Genomic DNA, 19,033 nt, shown 5'->3' with positions numbered 1-19,033 from the left:
TGCCTACGGAGTGTTACCGGTGCTAGCATACGAACCTGACGGTTTTTTTGTGCTCGTCGGGGGGTGCTTGGAGGTGTGTGGTGGCGCAGCAGGAACGAGCGATCAGGACGCGGGAGAAGATTCTCCTCGCAGCGGCTGAGGTTTTCGACGAGGTCGGGTATGACGCGGCCACGATCTCCGAGATCCTCAAGCGCTCGGGGGTGACCAAGGGTGCGCTGTACTTCCACTTCTCCTCCAAGGAGGAGTTGGCACAGGCGGTGCTCGCCAACCAGCTCGCGTCGGTGCCCCCGGCGCCGCCCCAGGACCTGGTGCTGCAGCAGGGGCTCGACGAGACGCTGGTGCTCGCGTATCTGCTCGCGAAGGGGGACCCGATGGTCCGAGGCAGTATCCGGCTCACCGTCGACCAGGTGGCGCCGGGTGACGGCCTGGATCGCAGGATCCCCATGCAGGGCTGGATCGATCACAACGTAGACCTCCTTGGGAAGGCGAAACAAAGCGGGGAAGTGCTGCCCCACATCGACGTCGACGCGGTCGCGCGGATGTTCGTCGGCGCCTTCACCGGGGTGCAGATGCTCTCGAAGATCATGACCGGGCACGCGGACATGACGGACCGGGTGATGGACCTCTATCGCCATCTGATGACCTCCATCGCGGTCCCCGCCGTGCTCGTACGGCTCGACTTCTCGCCGGACCGCGGGGAGAGGGTCTACGAGGCCGCCCTGAAACTGCGCGAGGCGGGGCAACCCGCGTCGGTCTGAGAGCTCCGAACAAAAGGGAAGTCCGATCAGCTCGCGGCGAGCGTGCGTGCCAGACGCCGCGAGCCGGGCTCCCCTTTTGTTCGGAGCTCTGAGAGGCATCCGCCCCACGGGCAGTCCGTCACCGGTCCATCAAGGGGGAGATGGAGAAGGGACCCGGTCCCTTCCGTGCGCACGCACTGGACAGGGTCGCTGACGGCCCGAAACCGACTGGACGGAGTGCACCAGATGCAAGCAACTGCCTGCCCGTACGCCCTCGACGCCTCCGGGACCGACCTCCCCGGGGAATCCGCGATGCTGCGGGAGCGGGGACCGGCGGTCGAGGTGGAGCTGCCGGGCGGGGTCGTCGCCTGGGCGGTGCTGCGGCAGCGCAACGTCGAGAAGCTGCTGACCGACCCGCGGGTGTCCAAGGACGCCCGGCAGCACTGGCCGGACTTCATCGAGGGGCGCATCACGGCCGACTGGCCGCTGTACCCCTGGGTGGCCAACAAGAACATGCTGTTCGCCTACGGGCCCGAACACACCCGGCTGCGCCGCCTGGTGGCGCACGCCTTCACCGGTCGGCGCACCGAGGCCATGAGGCCCCGGGTGGAGCGGCTCACCACGGAGCTGCTGGACGACCTCGCGGCCCTGCCCGCCGGCCAGGAGGTGGACCTCCGGGACACCTACGCCAAACTGCTGCCGATGCGGGTGATCTGCGAACTCTTCGGGGTCGCCCGGGGGGCCGACACCGATGCCCTGTCCGCGGCGATGCACACGGTGTTCAGCACCACGGTCAGCGCCGAAGAGATGGAGGCGGCCCGGATGCGGGCGTTCGGCCTGCTGTCCGCCCTCGTGGCGGCCAAGCGCGCGGAGCCCGGCGACGACCTGACCTCCCTGCTCATCGAGGCCCGCGACGACGGCAACCGGCTCAGCGAGGAAGAACTCCTCGGCACCCTCTTCCTTGTGCTCACCGGCGGCCAGGACAGCGCCCGTACGCTCCTCGCCAACGCCGTCGCCGCGCTGCTTACCCACCCCGACCAGCTCGCCCGCATCCGCGCCGGCCGCGCCACCTGGGAGGACGCGGTCGACGAGGCGGCGCGCACGCACACCCCCGGCGCCTACTCGCCGATGCGTTTCGCCGTCGAGGACATCGACCTGGACGGTGTCACCATCAAGAAGGGCGACGCCATCATCGTCAACTTCGCGGCGGGCGGGCTGGAGCCCGAACTGCACGGGAAGGACGCCGCGGACTTCGACGTCCTGCGCACCGACCGCGACCTGCTCGCCTACGGCCACGGGGTGCACCGCTGCCTCGGTGCCGCGCTCGGCAGGATGGAGGTCACCATCGGTCTCGCGGGCCTCTTCGAGCGGTTCCCCGACATGCGGCTCACCCGTCCCGTCGAGGAGCTGGCACCGGTGCCGAGCTTCCTGATCAACGGCTACGCCTCCGTCCCGGTGGTGCTCCGCCCCGAGTGAATCGCCGCACCCCACGGGGGTGTTGACGCAGAGTGATGAACCCGCCCCGCGGCCGATTCGGCCGCGGGGCGTTGTCGTGCCAGGCGTGCGCGCCGTCGTGTGTGTTGTCTGGGCACTGGTGGTCTGTGTGCCGACGTGTGGCTTGTCGACGGTTCCTGGGGAGAGGTGACGAATTCGGTGCGGGGCGAGGCCTGTTCCGTGTACATAACGTCATGGGGTGTGCACCTATAGTCGACTCATTTCAGGGGCCATCTAGAAACCGCGAAGGCGGTTTGATAATCTCCTCGGGTGAGGGAAGGGCTTGCTGGCCCGCGGGGGCGTCCCGAGCGTCGGTCCGCCTGGTCCCCTGCGTGATAACGGAGCGCCCCATGGCCAAACAGGAGCGCGCGGTGCGCACGCGCAACGCGCTCATCGAGTCCGCCGCCGAGCTGTTCGACCGGGAAGGCTTCGAAACGGCGTCCCTGTCCATGATCAGCGCCAGGGCCGGGGTCAGCAGCGGGGCGCTGCACTTCCACTTCGCCAGCAAGGCGGACCTCGCCGACGCGGTCGGCCAGGCGGCGGCCCTGCGACTGGGCCGCATCACCGCCCAGGACGCCGGCGACACGTTGCAGTCCCTCATCGACGCCACCTACGCCCTCGTGCGGGCGCTCGGTCAGGACGCCGTGCTGCGCGCCGGGTTCGACCTGGGCGACGGGGTCGGTCGGGTGCGGTCCGGTGCCGGGCTGCGTCGGGCCTGGCAGGAGTGGGTGGAGGAAGTGCTGGCCAAGGCGGATATGGAGGGGGCCCTCGCGCACGGGGTCTCCGCGGAGGACGCGGCCGCGGTGGTCGTCGCGGCGACCGCCGGCCTCGAATCCCTCGGCCGGCACGATCCGCGCTGGCTCACCGCGGATTCGTTGTCCCGCTTCTGGCGGCTGCTGCTGCCCCGGGTGGCGTGTACGTCCAGGCTGGGGACGCTGCGGCCGTCGGGGAGTGGGGGGAGGGTGCGAGGGGAGGGGGCGGGCGTATGGGGTACGGGCAGGGGCGGGGGCGCCTGATGGCTCGGGGGCGTGTGTGTGCGTCGGCGGGTGCGGGTGGGTGGGGGGTGTTCGCGCAGTTCCCCGCGCCCCTGAAGCCACGGGCCTGGCGGCCCGGCCTTCATCCTGAGAAGCGGCGTCCGGGGCTGCGCCCCGTGCCTTTCGACAGTGCGATCCGCTGAAGGCCGGGCCTTCAGGGCCGAACCTCAGGGCCGAACCTCAGGGCGGAGCCTTCAGGGCAAAGCCTTCACGGCCGAGCCTTCAGGGGGAGGACGGGCCGTAGGCCCGTTCCCTCAGGGGCGCGGGGAACTGCGCGACAAGCCACAACGGACCCGCATCCGCCAATGCAACCCGGTCCCCGAGTCACTGGGCGCCCGGTCCAGGCGACAGCCGGCTCAGCGCCCCCGGCGCCGCCAGGCGGGGCAGCGTGACGCGCCAGACGCGGGTGAGTGTCGTGGGGGAGAGCCACTCGGGATCGGTGCGGCCCAGGACCTCCAGACCAGTCGTCGCCGCGACCACGGACGCCGTCGCATCGGCGCGGGAGACGCCTCCGGCGAGCAGGTCCCGGGCCGCCGCCTCGGTGAGCAACCCATGGACGCAGGCCCGCCACTCCGCTCCCAGATCCACCTCCGTCCGGCACGCCTCGTCGCCGCTCAGCCGTGAGCCGGCCCGCGCCACCACGTCCTGGCGGAGCCGCTCGGCCAAGGCGTACGAGGCGTCGGTGAGGCGTTGCAGGGGGTCGAGGCCGGGCCGCCGGGTCGCGGTGCGGGCCGCCCGCCGCAGGTTCTCCGCGGCCACTGCCTGAACCGTCGCGGCCACGGCCGCCTTGTTCTCGAAGTGGAAGTGCAGTGCTCCGGGGCTCACCCCGGCGCCGGCACTGATCTCGGCCAGCTTCGCCCGCGCGTACCCGTGCCGCTCGAAGATCTCCGCGGCCGAGCGCACGAGGGCATGTCGGGTGTGCAGGGCGCGTTCCTGTTTCAGCACGGTGGGCTCCCCTCCGGGGCCTTGTCGATGTCGATGTCGGTGCCAGTGTCTCCCGACTATAAAACCAACCATGCGGTTTCTTTTCTACCCCGCCTTATCGGTTCGATTCCGGCAAGTAGGGCGCCCTCTCGTGGCGAGGTGCGACGGAAGCGTGCATTCAGCTACGGCGGCGGAGCGTGCCGGATCCCGATGTTGCAAACCAGCAGCGCGGTATGTTTCTATCGAAGGGAAGCGACGGGCTCGGGGTGATCCCCCGGGGAAATCGCCCGTTTCCGCGCTGAAACAGACTCCCGCAGCCGCGCCTACATCCCCCGAGGCGCGGCTGCGGGCCGTTTTCGTTCCTGTTTGTCAGCTTCTGGTCCGGACGTGCGGTGCGCGTGGTCGTGAGGAAACCGGCCACGAGGGGGGTAAAAAAATCCGCGCGCCTGGTATGTTTCTGGGGACGGTTGAGAGGGCCACGGGGGAAAGCAGAGCTGTGGCCCGCCCGTACGGGGAGGAGCGAACACGTCATGAACGTCTCAGGCGCTCACGTCGAAACCACTGACCGCCGGGAGGGGCCCAGGCCGGGCCTGCGTCTGGCCGTCGCGGCGGGCGCCGGGGTGCCGCAGCCCGGCGCCGCCCCCGCAGGGGACCGCGGGGGACCGGCCGGCGACCGAGGGGGCCGGACGCGGCGGACGGGCGTCGTGGACGTCGACGCGCTCCGCGCGTCCGACTCCCCCCGGCTCGGCGGCGAGAACCGCGACCATGTGCGCACCCTCGCCGAGCAGGAGGAACCGCTGCCGCCGATCCTGGTCCACCACCCGACGATGCGGGTCATCGACGGGATGCACCGGCTCGCCGCGGCCCGGCTGCGCGGTGCCACGACCATCGAGGTCGAGTACTTCGACGGTGACGAGGACGAGGTCTTCGCCCTGTCCGTCGAGCTGAACATCGCGCACGGCCTGCCCCTGTCCCAGGCCGACCGCGCGGCGGCGGCCGAGCGCATCCTCACCACCCACCCGTACTGGTCCGACCGCCGTATCGCCTCCAACGCGGGGCTCGCGCCGAGCACGGTCGCGGCGATCCGGCGCCGTTCAACGAGCCGAACCGACCAGTTGAACGCGCCCCGCGTCGGCCGGGACGGCCGGGTACGGCCGCTTCAGGCGACCGAGGGGCGGCTGCGGGCCAGCCAGGTCATCGCCGCGAACCCCACGGCGTCGCTCCGCGAGATCGCCGAGCGGGCCGGTATCGCCACGGCCACGGCGAAGGACGTACGGGACCGGATCCGCCGCGGGCAGGACCCGGTGCCGCAGGCGCCGCCCGCCAGGCGGGTCGCCGCGCGGGACGAACCGGGGCGCGGGGCCGGGCAGGCCGCCGGCGGCGCTCGTGGAACGGCGCATCTGTCGGCGGCGGCGATCGGGTTGATCCTGCCGAACATCTGCAAGGACCCGTCGCTGCGGACCGAGGCGGGGCGGATGCTGCTGCAGATGCTCAGCGTCCACTCGATCGGCGACGAGGCGAAGTGGCAGCGGCTGGCGCGGAGTGTGCCGGGGCATCGGGCGCCGGTGCTGGCGCAGGCGGCGCGGCGGTGTGCCGACCACTGGCTGCGGCTGGCCAATGAGTTGGAGATGCGGCGGGGTTGAGTTTTCGCGCCTTGCCGCCGTGGGGGGTTTCTCGCGGTGCGGGTGCGGGTTGTTCGTGGCTGGTCGCGCCCACGCGGCGGAGCCGCATGGTGTCAGCGCCCCGCGCCCTCAGGGCCGATTGCGGGCGGCGTGGAATTCAAGGCGCGCCTCTTTTCCGGCGAGCTTTTTCGAAGTGCACCTTCTTATGGAGGAAACCCCATGACTGATCATCCCGATCTTCTTGTCGAGACCCCCTGGATCTGGCGGGCCCGGCGGCCCCGGGCCCGGACGCGGCTCATTTGTTTTCCGCATGCCGGGGCCGGGGCCGGGGCCTACGGGGAGTGGGCGCGGTTGCTGCCGGCGGAGGTCGAGCTGGCCGCCGTGCAGTTGCCGGGGCGGCAGAACCGGATCGCCGAGGACCCGGTGACCGAGGTGGGCCCCCTGGTGAAAGTGCTGACGCAGGCGCTGCGGCCCTTCCTCGACGGGGACTTCGCCTTCTTCGGGCACTCCGGCGGCGCGGCGCTCGCGTACGAGGTCGCCAAGGCGCTGCGGGAGAAGGGCGGGCCCCGGCCGAGCCGGCTGTTCCTGTCCGCGCAGCCCGCGCCCGGCACCGTCGGCCGGATCCCGGTGATGCACACCCTCTCCGACGAGGAACTCGGCGCCGAGGTCGTCCGGCTGGGCGGGATCGAGCCCGAGATCGCCGAGGACGAGGAGGTCATGGAGGGCCTGCTGCCCACGCTGCGCGCCGACTTCACCCTCTGGGAGCGGCACCGGGTGGAACCGGGGGAGCCGCTGGACACCCCGATCACCGTGCTCAGCGGCGACGCGGACCCGCGGGCGCCCAAGGACACCCTCTACGGCTGGGCCGCGCACACCACCGGCGCCTTCCACACCCGGTTCTATCCGGGCGGCCACTTCTACTTCCTCCACGACCCGACCGAACTGGTCGCCCACCTCAGCCAGGTCCTCACCGGCCAGGCCCCCACCGGCCCGTCCCACGCCGCGTCCTCCCGGCCGGCACCCGAACTCGCGGGGAGCGCGCGATGACCCACACACCCGACCTCACCCCCGACCTCACCCCGGGCCTCGATCCCGCCGTCGCCGCCCGCCTCGCCACCGCCACACGGGCGATACCGGGCGTGCGCGACGCCGCCGTCGTCGTACGGCAGGGAGCACGGACCGTCGACAGCGGAGGAGAGGGCGCGGGCACGCCCCAGACGCCGCAGACAGCACAAACATCACAGGCACCGCAGACATCAACCGCACCGCAGGCGGCGTCGGCGTCGCCCTCCGAGCGGCCCTCCTCCGAGACCTTCGGCGGTGAGCTGCGCATCCCCGAGGGGGCGCCCACCACCCTTCAGGAAGGGCTGCGGCAGGCCGCCGAACTCGCCCCCGAGCAGGGCACCCTGTATCTGCGCAAGGGCAGCGAGCCCGACCTCCAGACCTACGCCGAACTCCTCGTCGAGGCGGAGCGGGTGCTCGCCGGGCTACGGGCGGCCGGGCTCGTCCCCGGTGACGCGGCCCTCTTCCAGTTCGGGGACCACCGGGCGTACATGACCGCCTTCTGGGCCTGTGTGCTCGGCGGGTTCGTGCCGACGCCGGTGGCCGTGGCGACGACGTACGAGAGCCACAACGAGACCACCCGCAAGCTGCACAACGCCTGGCAGCTGCTCGACCGGCCCGTGATCCTCACGGACCGGGCGACCGCGCCGGCGCTCGGCGCGCTGCACACCCTGTGGGGCGAGCCGGACCTGCGGATCCTCCGCGTCGGTGAACTCCTCGGCCACGAACGGGACTCCGACTGGTTCGCGACGACCCCGGACTCGCCGGTGATCAACCTGCTCACCTCGGGCAGCACCGGCGTCCCCAAGTGCGTGCAGCACACCAACGCCTCCGTCGCCGCGCGCGAATGGGCGGTGATCCAGGCACGCGGTTACACCAGCGAGGACGTCAGCCTCATCTGGATGCCGCTCGACCACGTGACGATGGTCTACTACAACGTCCGCGACATGTTCCTGCGGTGCCGGCACATCAACGGGCGCATCGACGACGTCCTCGGCGACCCGCTGCTCTGGCTGGACTGGATCGACCGGTACGGCGTCACCAACACCTGGGCGCCGAACTTCGCGTACAACCTGGTCAACGAGTGCGCCGACGAGGTCGGCCGGCGGAGCTGGGACCTGTCGCGGATGCGGGAGTTCGTCAACGCGGGCGAGCCCGTCGTCGCCACCACCAGCCACCGCTTCCTCGAACTGCTCGCCCCGCACGGGCTGCGCGCGGACGCGATGGTGCCGTGCTGGGGGATGTCCGAGACCTGCTCCGGCGTCACCTACACCCGGCAGAGCCGCGACGACCGGGAGCTGGGGACGGTCGTCGTCTCGCAGGCGTCCCTCGACGGCGACCTCGTCTACCAGTCGGTCGACGGCAAGGGCGCCGACGCGGTCGCGTTCACCGAGGTCGGCGGGCCCATCCCCGGCGTGACCGTCCGCGTCGTCGACGACCAGGGGCGGACGCTGCCCCAGGACCGGGTCGGCGAACTCCAGATCCGCGGTGTGACGATGCTGCGGCACTACCACGGCAACGCCGAGGCCAATCGGGACGCGTTCACCGACGACGGCTGGTTCCGCACCGGGGACCTCGCCTTCGTGCGGGACGGGTCGCTCGTCATCGCCGGGCGCAAGAAGGACCAGATCATCGTGCGGGGCGCCAACTTCGTCGCGCACGAACTGGAGAGCGTCGTCGAACAGGTCGAGGGCGTACGCGTCACGTTCTCGGCGGCGGCCGGGGTCCGCGAGCCCGGCGAGGGCTCCGACCGACTGGTGATCTTCTTCGTGCCGGCGCGCTGGGACGCCGAGTCGCTCGCCCGCACCTTCCAGGACGTACGGGCCGCGCTGGTCCGGGAGGCGGGGATCGCCCCCGACGTGGTCGTGCCCGTCACGGACACCGAGTTCCCGAAGACCGCGAGCGGCAAGATCCAGCGGGCCGCGCTCGTCGCCGACCTGCGCGCCGGACGGTTCGCCGACCGCATCGCCGACGAGGAGGACGAGACCGAGGACGCCGGTACGTGGTTCTTCCGCCGGCAGTGGTCGCGGCTGCCCGCCGCGCAGGCCCCCGCCGACAGCGGCTCCTCGCGGCTGGTGTTCTCCGCCGACTGCGGCACACGGGTCGTGTTCGCCGAGGAGGAGCAGCTCGCCGCGCTCGGCCTGGACGACGAACCCGCCGTGGTCGTCGGCCGGGGCCGCTCCTTCGCCGAGGTCGACCTCGACCGCTACCGGGTCGCGCCCGGCGACCCCGAGGACCTGCGCCGGGTCCTCACCGACGTCACCGCGCACTACGGGCCCATCGACTCGGTGGTGTTCGCCTGGCCGCTCGACGGCAAGGACGACGAGCCCACCGCCCGGATCACCGCCGTCAGCACCCAGCTCACCGCGCTGATGGGCGTGCTCGACGAGTTCGGCGCCCCGCTGCTGCTCGTCCTCACCGAGGGCGCCGCCCATGTACGGCCCGGCGACCGCGTCGACCTCGGCGTGTGCGCCCTGCCGGGGCTGATCCGCACGGCCGCCGCCGAGAACCCGCTGATCACCGTGCGGCAGCTCGACCTGCCCGCCGACCGCGCCCAGTGGGCCCGCGCCGTACGCACCGAACTCGCCGACCCCACCCACACCGGGGTGGTCGCCGCACGCGAGGGCCTGCGCTGGCAGCCCCGGCTGCGCCCCGTCGACGACGAGACCGAGGCCGAGGTCGCGCCGCCGCTGGTGCCGGGCGGGCTGTACCTGGTCACCGGCGGTCTCGGCGGGATCGCGAGCGACCTCGCCGGCTACCTGCTGGCCGCCTACGGCGCCCGGCTGCTGCTGGTGGGCCGGTCGCCCGCCGAGGGCGCGAAGGCGGCCCGGCTGCGGGACCTCACCGACCTCGGCGAGGTCACCTACCGCCAGGCCGACATCACCGACCCCGAGCAGCTGAACGCCGCGGTGACCGCCGCCGAGCAGCGTTGGGGACGCCCCCTCGACGGCGTCCTCCACCTGGCCGCAGCCGACGTCTCCGAGCAGTGGCAGAACCTCGAACGGCACACCCTGGCCCGCGAGTCCGAGGACGGGTTCCGTGCCCAGTACGCGGCCAAGGTCGCCGGCACGCTCGCCCTCGCCGATGTCCTGGAGAGCCGCCCGGAGGCGTCCCTGGTCCTCTTCGGCTCGGTGAACGGCGAGTTCGGCGGGCACTCCTTCGGCGCGTACTCCGCCGCCAACGCGTTCCTCGTGGGCTTCGCCGACCACTGGCACCACGAGCGCGGCCGGGACGTGCGCTGCCTCGCCTGGAGCATGTGGGACGACGTCGGCATGAGCCAGGGGCAGTCCACGGCGCCCGCACGCCGGCGCGGCTTCCGGGCGATCGACCCCGAACGGGGCCTGCGCTGCTTCCTCACGGCGACGGCACTGCCGTACCACTACCAGCTCATCGGGCTCGACGCGCGGAACCCCTTCGTCGTGGGCGAGCTGGCGCCGGACGAGCTGAGCGTGCGCGAGGTGCTGGTCGCGTACACCACCGACGCGGAGGAGGGCGCCGACCCGGCCGCCGTGCACGCGGCGCTCGCGCCCGCGCTCGCCGACCTGCCGGTGCCGGTACGGCTCCTGGAGGTCAGCCGTATCCCCAAGGACGGCAGCGGGGCCGTCGACACGACCCAGCTGCTGCTCGACATGGCGCCGCGCCGGGCGGCCCTCGGCCGGCGGACGCAGACCCCGCCGGAGGGGGAGCTGGAGCAGCGGATCGCCGCGATCTGGTCCGACGTGCTCGGGCAGCAGACCGTCGGCCGCGACGAGTCCTTCTTCGACCTCGGCGGCAACTCCCTGCGCGCGACCCGCCTGCTGGCCCGCGTCGACACGGAACTCGCTGTCCGCCTCAGCACCCACGAGCTGTACGAGAACCCGACGGTCGAGGGAATGGCGACGAGGGTGGCGGCGGCCACGGCGGCCACCGAGGCGGCCACGGCGGCGACCGAGGCGGTCGCGGTGACGACCGAGGCGGTCACGCCGACAGCGGCGGGAGCCGCGCGATGACCCGGCGGAGCCCGGCACTCTTACCGGAGGCGGCGGGGGCGGCTTCACCGGCCGTCCCGGCGCGGGTGGTCCCGCCCGCGGTCCCGCGGCGATCGGCGGCACCGGCGCCTTCCCCGACGGCGTCCGCCCCGGCGCCCCCGGCACCGGCGGACGCCCCGCCCACCCTCCTCCCCGCCCCCGACACCGGTCCGGCGCAGCTCGTCGTCCATCTGGGCGGGTGGGTGGATGCCGTGCGGATGCGGGGCGCCGTCAAGGGGGTGCTGGACCGGGGCGGGCGGAAGCCGTTCTGGCGGGAGCTGGACCTCGGGGCGCTGACCGTCGGCGAGCGGACCGACGCGCTGGACGGCCTGCTCGCCGCGGACCGGGGGAGCGTGGGGTCCCCCGGTCCGCCGGAGCGGGCCGCACTCGTCCGGCTGGCCTGGGAGCGGCATCTGCTGGTGCTCACCGCCCGGCAGCAGCACCACGACGAGGGCACCCTGCGCGCCCTGCTGCGGGACCTGCTGCGCTCGTACGCCGTTCCCGGCACCGTGCGCGCCCGGGGCGCCGAGCCGCCGACCGAGGAGACCGAGGTCCCGCTGACCGCGGCGGACGCCGGCCGGCTCACCCTGCGGGCCCTGGGGCTCGGCGTCGACCTGGAGACCGTCGTACGCGGCGCCTGGACGGTGGTCCTCGCGGGCGCCGCCGGACGCCGGGAGGCCGTGCTCGGCGGCGCCGACCTCTGCGTCCCGCCCCCCGGCGCCCCCGTGCCCGCCGCCGGGCGGGTCACCGTCACCGGCGTCCGGGCGATCCAGCACGGGCAGCCGCCGCTGACCCTCGTCATGCGCGCCGACCCCGGCCCGCTGGAGCTGCGGCTGCGCGGCCGGCGCGGACTGTTCGGGACCGAGGCCGCGCGGGACACCGCCGACCGGCTCGCGGGCGTCCTGCGACGGCTCGCGAACGATTCCCGGGCGGGCGTCTCGCACGCCGGTGAATTCACCGTCCAAGCGGCTCAATTGGTCGGTTGAACAACCTTGTTGGCCAATTAAGCGGCCGATTAGGGTCGTTGCAATCCCCTTTCAATCCCTTGCAATCCTCTTGCGATCCCCCTTTGTTTCGTCTTTTTCCTTGCGGTTCGCGGACTTGTGTTCCGCATTCGCGAAATTCCCGGAGTACGGGAAATCCAGTGAGAGAAGAGGTGTGGAAATTGACCGGCCAACAGCGCTCCGCGGAGGTGGAGTCGGCCCGTCAGGCAGTCGGCGCCGAACGCGCCCTGGTTCTGGAGGAGTTCAACGACACCGGCCGTGAGCTGCCGGTCACCACACTCGTCGCCCTCATCGAGGAGCAGGTCCGGCGCACCCCGGACGCGACGGCCCTGGTCTTCGGCTCCGAGACCCTGACGTACGCCGAGTTCAACGCCCGCGCCAACCGGCTCGCCCACCATCTGGCCGCCCTCGGCGTCACCCCCGGCACCCCGGTCGCGGTGGCCGTACCGCGCTCCCTGGAGCTGCTGGTCACCCTGGTCGCGGTGGTGAAGGCGGGCGGCGCCTATCTGCCGCTGGACCCCGACTACCCGGCCGACCGGCTCGCCTACATGCTGGAGCACACCGGCCCGGCCTGTGTCGTCGCCGACACCGCCGGGCGGGTGCCGGTGCCGGACGGCATCACCGTCGTCGCCCTCGACGACACCTCCCTCGACGGCCGCCCGGACACCGATCCCACGCCGGCCGTCACACCCGCCCACCCGGCGTACATCATCTTCACCTCGGGCTCCACCGGCCGCCCCAAGGGCGTCGTCGTCCCGCACGGCGCGATCGACAACCGGCTGCGGTGGATGCAGGCGGAGTACCCGCTCACCGCCGCCGACCGGGTGCTCCAGAAGACGCCGTCCGGGTTCGACGTGTCCGTGTGGGAGTTCTTCTGGGCGCTGCGGGAGGGCGCGGCGATCGTCGTCGCGGAACCCGGCGGCCACAAGGACCCCGCGTATCTGGCCCGGACCATCCGCGAACAGTCCGTCACCACCTGCCACTTCGTGCCGTCGATGCTCCAGGTGTTCCTCGCCGGGCTCGACGGGCCCGACGCGTCCGGCTGCACGGGCCTGCGCCGGGTCTTCTGCTCCGGCGAGGCCCTGCCCCGCGAGGCGGTACGGGAGTTCGGCCGGCTGCTGCCGGGCGTGGAGCTGCACAACCTGTACGGGCCGACCGAGGCCGCCGTCGACGTCACGTACCACCCCTGCGACACCGCCGCCGACGGGCCCGTACCGATCGGGAAGCCGGTGTGGAACACCCGGCTGTACGTCCTCGACGCCGGGCTGCGGCCCGTCGCGGTCGGCGAGCCCGGCGAGCTGTACCTCGCGGGCGTCCAGCTGGCGAGCGCCTACCTGGGCCGCCCCGAGATCACCGCCGACCGCTTCCTCGCCGACCCGTACGGGCCCGCCGGGACGCGGATGTACCGCACCGGCGACCTCGCCCGGTGGACCGCCGACGGTGAGGTCGAGTACCTCGGGCGCACCGACCACCAGGTCAAGCTGCGCGGGCTGCGCATCGAACTCGGCGAGATCGAGTCCGTGCTGCTCGCCCACCCGGCCGTACGGCAGGCCGCGGTCGTCGCCCACGAGGGGCGGCAACTGGTCGCCTACCTGGTCGCGGACGGCGGCCCGGCCGACGCGGCGCCCGGCGCCGGTGTCACCGCCGACGAGCTGAAGGCCCTGGCCGCCGAGCGGCTGCCCGAGTTCATGGTCCCGGCGTCCTTCATGTTCCTCGACACGCTTCCGCTGTCGCCCAACGGCAAGCTAGACCGCAAGGCGCTGCCCGAGCCGGTGTTCACCGCAGGGGAGTACCGGGAGCCCCAGGGCGAGCGGGAGCGCATCCTCGCCGAGGTCTACGCCCAGGTGCTGGGCCTCGACCGGGTCGGCGCCGACGACGACTTCCTCGCCATCGGCGGTGACTCGCTGCGCTCCGTCAAGGTGGTCGCCGAGGCCCGCGCCCGGGGCCTGGAGATCACCCAGCGGCAGCTGCTCACCCACCGCACGGTGGCGCGGCTCGCCCCGCACGCGGGCACCCCCGCCGAGACGTACGATGACGTGTCGGGCCCCCTGGTCCAGCTGGGCGACGAGGATCTGGCCGCCTTCCGCGAGCGCCACCCGAACCTGTCCGACGTATGGCCGCTGACGCCGATGCAGTCCGGGATGCTGTTCGAGTCGATGCTCAGCGACAGCGGCTACGACGCGTACCGCATGCAGACGGTGTTCACCTTCTCCGGCCGGGTCGACCCCGCGCGGATGCGGGAGGCCGGGCAGGGGCTGCTGGACCGGCACCCCGCGCTGCGCGTCGCCTTCGCCCCGGACACCCAGGGCGATCTGGTGCAACTGGTGGTGGACGGCGTCCAGCTCCCCTGGCAGGAGCTGGACCTGAGGACACTGGTGCCCGAGGAGCGGGAGGAGGCGTTCGAGCGGTTCCTCGCCGAGGACCAGGCCGTGCCCTTCGACCTCGCCACCCCGCCCCTGGTGCGGATGACGCTGATCCGGCTGGGCGCCGAACAGGCCGCGCTCGTCCTCACCCTGCACCACGCGCTCCTCGACGGCTGGTCCGAGCCGGTCCTCGCCCGGGACCTGCTCCGCCTGTACGCCTCCCACGGCCATCAGGCGCCCCTGCCGCCGGTGCGCGGCTTCCGCGACCACCTCGCGTGGCTGGCCCGGCAGGACCAGCGGGAGGCGGCGGAGGCATGGGCCGCCGAACTCGCCGGTGTGGACCGCCCGACGCTGCTCGCCGGCACGGCCGTCGCCCGCGACGAGGCGTCCGGCTCCGAGGTCGGCACCGCGACCGTCTCCCTCACCGACGAGGAGGCCGCCTCGCTGGTCCGGCGCGCCGGGGAGCTGGGCGTCACCCTCAACACCCTGGTGCAGGGTGCCTGGGCCGTCGTCCTCGGCCGGCTCACCGGACGCGACGACGTGCTGTTCGGGGCGACCGTCTCCGGCCGGCCGCCGGGGCTGCCCGGTGTCGAGTCGATGGTCGGGCTGTTCATCAACACCCTGCCCGTACGTGTGCGGTACGCCCCCGAGGACGGTCTCGGCACCCTGCTGACCGGCCTCCAGGAGCGGCAGACCGAGCTCCTCGACCACCACCACCAGTCCCTGAGCGGGTTGTACGAGGCCACCGGTCTCGGCGCCCTCTTCGACACGCTGCTCGTCTACCAGGCGTTCCCCGCCGACGAGTCCGCGCTCGCCGAGGCCGCTGCCGCCGCCCGCCTCACCCTCGACGGGACCCGTTCGCTCGGCGGCTCCAACTACCCGCTCACCCTGATCGCCGACACCGAACCCCGGCTGCGGCTCACCTTCCAGTACCAGCGGGGTGTGCTCGACCGGGCCACCGCCGACCGGATCGCCGGAGGCCTCCACACCGTGCTCCGCGCCCTGGCCGCCGACCCGGCCCACCCGGTGGGCGCCCTGGACCTGGGCGAGCCGATCGTCGCGGCGGACACCGTGATGGACAGCAAGGCGGGCCCCGCGGCGGACAGCGCCACCGACAGCACGGCGGCCAGCGCGACGGACAGCGCGACGGCGGCCACCGCCGACTCCGGTCCCCTCCCCCCGGCCCAACAGGCCCTGCGGGACCTGTTCGCGGACGTCCTCGGCACCGAGCCCGAACGGATCGGCGTCCACGACAACTTCTTCAACCTGGGTGTGACCTCGCTGCTCGCGACGCGGATCAAGAGCCGCATCCGTAAGCAGCTCGGTGCCGAGGTGTCCATCAAGACGATCTTCTCCAGCCCCACCCTCGCCCAGCTCGCCGACCACATCACGGCCGCCCCCGCGGCCGCCGGATCCGCCGGATCCCCCGCGTCCAGCCCGAGCAGGCCCCGTCTGCGCAGAATGAACAAGGAGTAGTCCGAAGTGATCCCGTTGTCGTTTGCCCAGCGTCGGCTCTGGTTCATCGACCGCTTCGAGGGCCCCTCTGCCACCTACAACGTGCCCCTCGCCCTCCACCTCACCGGAGAGCTCGACACCCGCGCCCTCGCCGCCTCGATCCGCGATGTGATCGGCCGCCACGAGAGCCTGCGCACGATCCTCTACGACGAGGACGGCGTCCCCTACCAGCGAATACTTCCGCCGGAGGAGATCCGGCCCGACATCCCCGTCGTGGACGTCGAGCCCGAGCGGCTCCCCGAGGCCATCGCCGAGGCCGTCTCGTACACCTTCGACCTGTACGCCGAGATCCCCGTGCGCGCCCGCATCCTGCGGCAGGCCCCGGACCGGCACGTCCTGCTGCTGCTGTTCCACCACATCGCCGCCGACGGCGAGTCCGGCGCCCCGCTGCTGCGGGACCTGAGCCTCGCCTACCGGGCCCGCCGCGAGGGTCGCGCCCCCGACTTCCCCGAACTGCCCGTCCAGTACGCCGACTACGCGCTCTGGCAGCGGGAGCTTCTCGGCGACGAGAACGACCCCGACAGCCTGGTCTCCCGCCAGCTCGCCCACTGGGAGGACGAGCTGGCCGGCCTGGCGCAGCCGCTCCAGCTGCCCCTGGACCGCACCCGCCCCTCGGTGGCCAGCCACCGCGGCGACACCGTCGAGTTCGAGCTGGAGCCGGAACTCCTCGCCCAGGTCGAGGAGCTGGCCACCGAGCGCGGACTGAGCGTGTCGATGGTCCTCCAGTCCGTCCTCGCCGTGCTGCTCCAGCAGCTCGGCGGCGGCGACGACATCCCGATCGGCTCCCCGATCGCGGGCCGCGGCGACGAGGACCTCGCCGACCTGGTCGGCTTCTTCGTCAACACCTGGGTGCTGCGGGTCCGCCTGGACGGCAACCCCACCTTCGAGGACGTCCTGGAGCAGGTCCGCGAGCGGGCCCTGAACGCCTACGACAACCAGGACGCCCCCTTCGAGATGCTGGTGGACCGGCTCAGCCCCGAGCGCTCCACCGCCTACAACCCGCTGTTCCAGGTGCTGTTCGCCTGGCAGAACATCACCCGCCCCGAGCTGGACCTGCCCGGCCTGGAGGCCCGCCTCGACTTCGAGCAGCTCGACACCAAGACCTCCAAGTTCGATCTGGAGTTCAACATCGCCCGGCACCACGACGGGCAGGGCGCGCGCGGCACCATCGAGTACGCCCTCGACCTGTTCGACCGGTCCACCGCCGAGGCCGTCGGCGCCCGCTTCGTCCGCGTCCTGCGGCAACTGATGGCCGACCCGGCCCTCCCGGTCGGCGCCGTCGACACCCTGGACCCGGCCGAGCGCCGACGCTTCCTCGTCGAGATGAACGCCACCGCCGAGCAGACCCCGATGGTCACCCTGGCCCGGCTGGTCGAGGAGCAGGTCGCCCTCAGCCCCGACGCCGAGGCCGTCGTCCACGAGGGCACCTCCCTGACGTACGGCGAGCTGAACGCCCGCGCCAACCGGCTGGCCCACGTCCTCGTCGAGCACGGCGTCGGCCCCGAGACGATCGTCGCGCTGTCCCTGCCCCGCTCCCTCGACCTCGTCGTGGCGCTGCTCGCGGTGCTGAAGTCCGGCGGCGCCTATCTGCCGATCGACCCCAAGTACCCGAGCCACCGCCTGGAGTACATCCTCGGCGAGGCCCGCCCGCACCTGGTCCTCACCGACTCCGCCACGGTCTCCGTGCTGCCGGAGACGAACGCCCCGAAGCTGTACGTCGACGAGCTGGACCTGTCCGGGCAGCCGGCCGGGAACCTCGCCGGCGGCGCCCACCCGCACAACCTGGCGTACGTCATGTACACCTCGGGCTCGACGGGCACCCCGAAGGGCGTCTCCCTCTCCCACCACAACATCGTCAACGGCGTCCTCCAGCTCGCCGAGCGCGTCGACATGGGCAAGGACTCGCGGACCCTCGCGGGCACCTCCATCAACTTCGACGTGTCGGTCTTCGAGATCTTCACGACGCTCACCCACGGCGGCACCGTCGAACTCGTCCGCGACGTCCTCGTCCTCGGCGAGCGCGCGGCCCGGGGCGAGGGCTGGCACGGCAGCCTCGTCAGCACCGTCCCGTCCGTCTTCGCCGAGCTGATGGACCACATCGCGGACACCACCAGCGTCGACACCCTCGTCTTCGCGGGCGAGGCGCTCTCCTCGACGCTCGCCGCCCGGGTCCGCGAGGCGTTCCCCGACGTAACGATCGTCAACGCCTACGGCCAGACCGAGAGCTTCTACGCCACCGCGTTCGCCATCGACGAGAGCCGCCGCTGGCACGGCGAGGGCAGCGCGCCCATCGGCACCCCGCTGGGCAACATGCGCGTCTACGTCCTCGGCCCCGGCCTCACCCCCGTACCGCAGGGCGTGGCGGGCGAGCTGTACGTCGCCGGCAACGTGGCGCGCGGCTACCACGGCCGCGCCGAGCTGACCGCCGACCGCTTCGTGGCCGACCCGTACGGGCCGCCCGGCTCCCGCATGTACCGCACGGGCGACCTCGCCCGCTGGAACGCCGACGGGCAGCTGGAGTACCTCGGCCGCGGCGACACCCAGGTCAAGGTGCGCGGCTTCCGCATCGAGCCCGGCGAGGTCGAGGCCGCGCTGACCGCGCACCCCGGCATCGCCCAGGCCGCCGTCGTCGCCCGCGCCCACGGCACCACCAAGCAGCTCGTCGGCTATGTCGTGCCCGCCTACAGCAGCGACTCCACCAGCACCGACCTGCGCGCCGGCGTCGAGACCGCCGATCTGCGGGCCTTCGTGGGGCAGCGGCTCCCGGACTTCATGGTCCCGTCCGCGTTCGTCGTCCTCGACCGCCTGCCGCTCGCCCCGAACGGCAAGCTCGACCGCAAGGCGCTGCCCGAGCCGGAGTTCACCGCGGGCGCCTACCGGGCCCCCGGCACCGAGCGCGAGCGCATCCTCGCCGAGGTGTACGCCGAGGTCCTCGGCCTCGAACGCGTCGGCGTCGACGACGACTTCTTCGCCGTGGGCGGCGACTCCATCCGCTCCATCCAGGTCGTCTCCCGCGCCCGCGCCCAGGGCGTCGAGGTCACCCCCCGGCAGATCTTCGAGCGCCGGACGGCCGCGGAGCTGGCCGCCGTCGCCTCCGAGCAGTCGACGGCCTCCGTCGTCCTGGAGGAGTACGAGGGCGGCGGCACCGGCGAGTTCCCGCTGCTGCCGATCGCCGAGTACATGCTCGAACTCGGCGGCTCCCACGACCGCTTCTCCATGGCCGTCCTCGCCGAACTCCCGCTCGGTATCGACCGTGCCGGCCTGGTCGCCA

Annotated in this window: 9 protein-coding genes and 1 pseudogene; 9 read left to right on the top strand and 1 reads right to left on the bottom strand. The window is 72.7% G+C overall.

What is annotated here, in order from left to right; translation table 11 throughout:
- The first annotated feature begins 80 nt into the window (after window positions 1-80).
- The 3 genes from M8J73_RS30485 to M8J73_RS30475 all read left to right on the top strand — a co-directional run bounded on the left by M8J73_RS30485 (window position 81) and on the right by M8J73_RS30475 (window position 3,247).
- Window positions 81-758 carry a ScbR family autoregulator-binding transcription factor gene (locus tag M8J73_RS30485; protein ID WP_055541442.1) on the top strand — a complete coding sequence of 226 codons (678 nt, stop codon included), beginning with the start codon at window positions 81-83 and terminating at the stop codon, window positions 756-758.
- A gap of 225 nt (window positions 759-983) precedes the next feature.
- Complete coding sequence (locus M8J73_RS30480) at window positions 984-2,213, top strand: cytochrome P450 family protein (protein ID WP_055541441.1); 1,230 nt, start codon at window positions 984-986, stop codon at window positions 2,211-2,213.
- 368 nt (window positions 2,214-2,581) lie between these two features.
- Window positions 2,582-3,247 carry a ScbR family autoregulator-binding transcription factor gene (locus M8J73_RS30475; protein WP_249829318.1) on the top strand — a complete coding sequence of 222 codons (666 nt, stop codon included), beginning with the start codon at window positions 2,582-2,584 and terminating at the stop codon, window positions 3,245-3,247.
- A 342-nt stretch (window positions 3,248-3,589) separates the two neighbouring features.
- On the opposite strand, the gene M8J73_RS30470 is transcribed toward M8J73_RS30475, so the two are convergent.
- Window positions 3,590-4,210 (bottom strand): ScbR family autoregulator-binding transcription factor, encoded by a 621-nt coding sequence (locus M8J73_RS30470; protein WP_055538579.1) that lies wholly within the window; start codon window positions 4,208-4,210, stop codon window positions 3,590-3,592.
- Between the two features lie 509 nt (window positions 4,211-4,719).
- On the opposite strand from M8J73_RS30470, the gene M8J73_RS30465 reads away from it, so the two are divergent.
- From M8J73_RS30465 to M8J73_RS30440, 6 genes and pseudogenes are all read left to right on the top strand, one after another.
- On the top strand, window positions 4,720-5,832 hold the full coding sequence (locus tag M8J73_RS30465) for a ParB/RepB/Spo0J family partition protein (RefSeq protein WP_079054812.1): 1,113 nt from the start codon (window positions 4,720-4,722) through the stop codon (window positions 5,830-5,832).
- A gap of 198 nt (window positions 5,833-6,030) precedes the next feature.
- Window positions 6,031-6,858 (top strand): thioesterase II family protein, encoded by an 828-nt coding sequence (locus M8J73_RS30460; protein WP_079054811.1) that lies wholly within the window; start codon window positions 6,031-6,033, stop codon window positions 6,856-6,858.
- Entirely contained in the window at window positions 6,855-10,862 is a 4,008-nt protein-coding gene (locus M8J73_RS30455) for an SDR family NAD(P)-dependent oxidoreductase (protein WP_055538578.1), read from the top strand. The genes M8J73_RS30460 and M8J73_RS30455 overlap by 4 nt, the downstream gene beginning before the upstream one ends.
- Window positions 10,859-11,866 carry a condensation domain-containing protein gene (locus M8J73_RS30450; RefSeq protein WP_249829317.1) on the top strand — a complete coding sequence of 336 codons (1,008 nt, stop codon included), beginning with the start codon at window positions 10,859-10,861 and terminating at the stop codon, window positions 11,864-11,866. Before M8J73_RS30455 ends, M8J73_RS30450 begins: the two co-directional genes overlap by 4 nt.
- Window positions 11,867-12,102: 236 nt before the next feature.
- Window positions 12,103-15,723: pseudogene (locus M8J73_RS30445) on the top strand (acyl carrier protein); the annotation flags it as partial.
- 6 nt (window positions 15,724-15,729) lie between these two features.
- Window positions 15,730-19,033: non-ribosomal peptide synthetase (locus M8J73_RS30440; protein WP_249829315.1), on the top strand; the 3,304-nt coding region annotated here is incomplete at its 3' end.

This window comes from Streptomyces neyagawaensis (genome assembly GCF_023516595.1).
Classification (GTDB): Bacteria; Actinomycetota; Actinomycetes; order Streptomycetales; family Streptomycetaceae; genus Streptomyces; species Streptomyces neyagawaensis.
The sequence above is the reverse complement of the archived record's forward strand: the minus strand, read 5'-3'. Positions and strand labels throughout refer to the sequence as shown.

Excerpts from the sequence above, each read along its gene's own strand:
- M8J73_RS30450 (WP_249829317.1), top strand. The coding sequence starts at position 10,859 with ATGACCCGGCGGAGCCCGGCACTCTTACCGGAGGCGGCGGGGGCGGCT.
- M8J73_RS30475 (WP_249829318.1), top strand. The coding sequence starts at position 2,582 with ATGGCCAAACAGGAGCGCGCGGTGCGCACGCGCAACGCGCTCATCGAG.
- M8J73_RS30460 (WP_079054811.1), top strand. The coding sequence starts at position 6,031 with ATGACTGATCATCCCGATCTTCTTGTCGAGACCCCCTGGATCTGGCGG.
- M8J73_RS30465 (WP_079054812.1), top strand. The coding sequence starts at position 4,720 with ATGAACGTCTCAGGCGCTCACGTCGAAACCACTGACCGCCGGGAGGGG.
- M8J73_RS30480 (WP_055541441.1), top strand. The coding sequence starts at position 984 with ATGCAAGCAACTGCCTGCCCGTACGCCCTCGACGCCTCCGGGACCGAC.
- M8J73_RS30455 (WP_055538578.1), top strand. The coding sequence starts at position 6,855 with ATGACCCACACACCCGACCTCACCCCCGACCTCACCCCGGGCCTCGAT.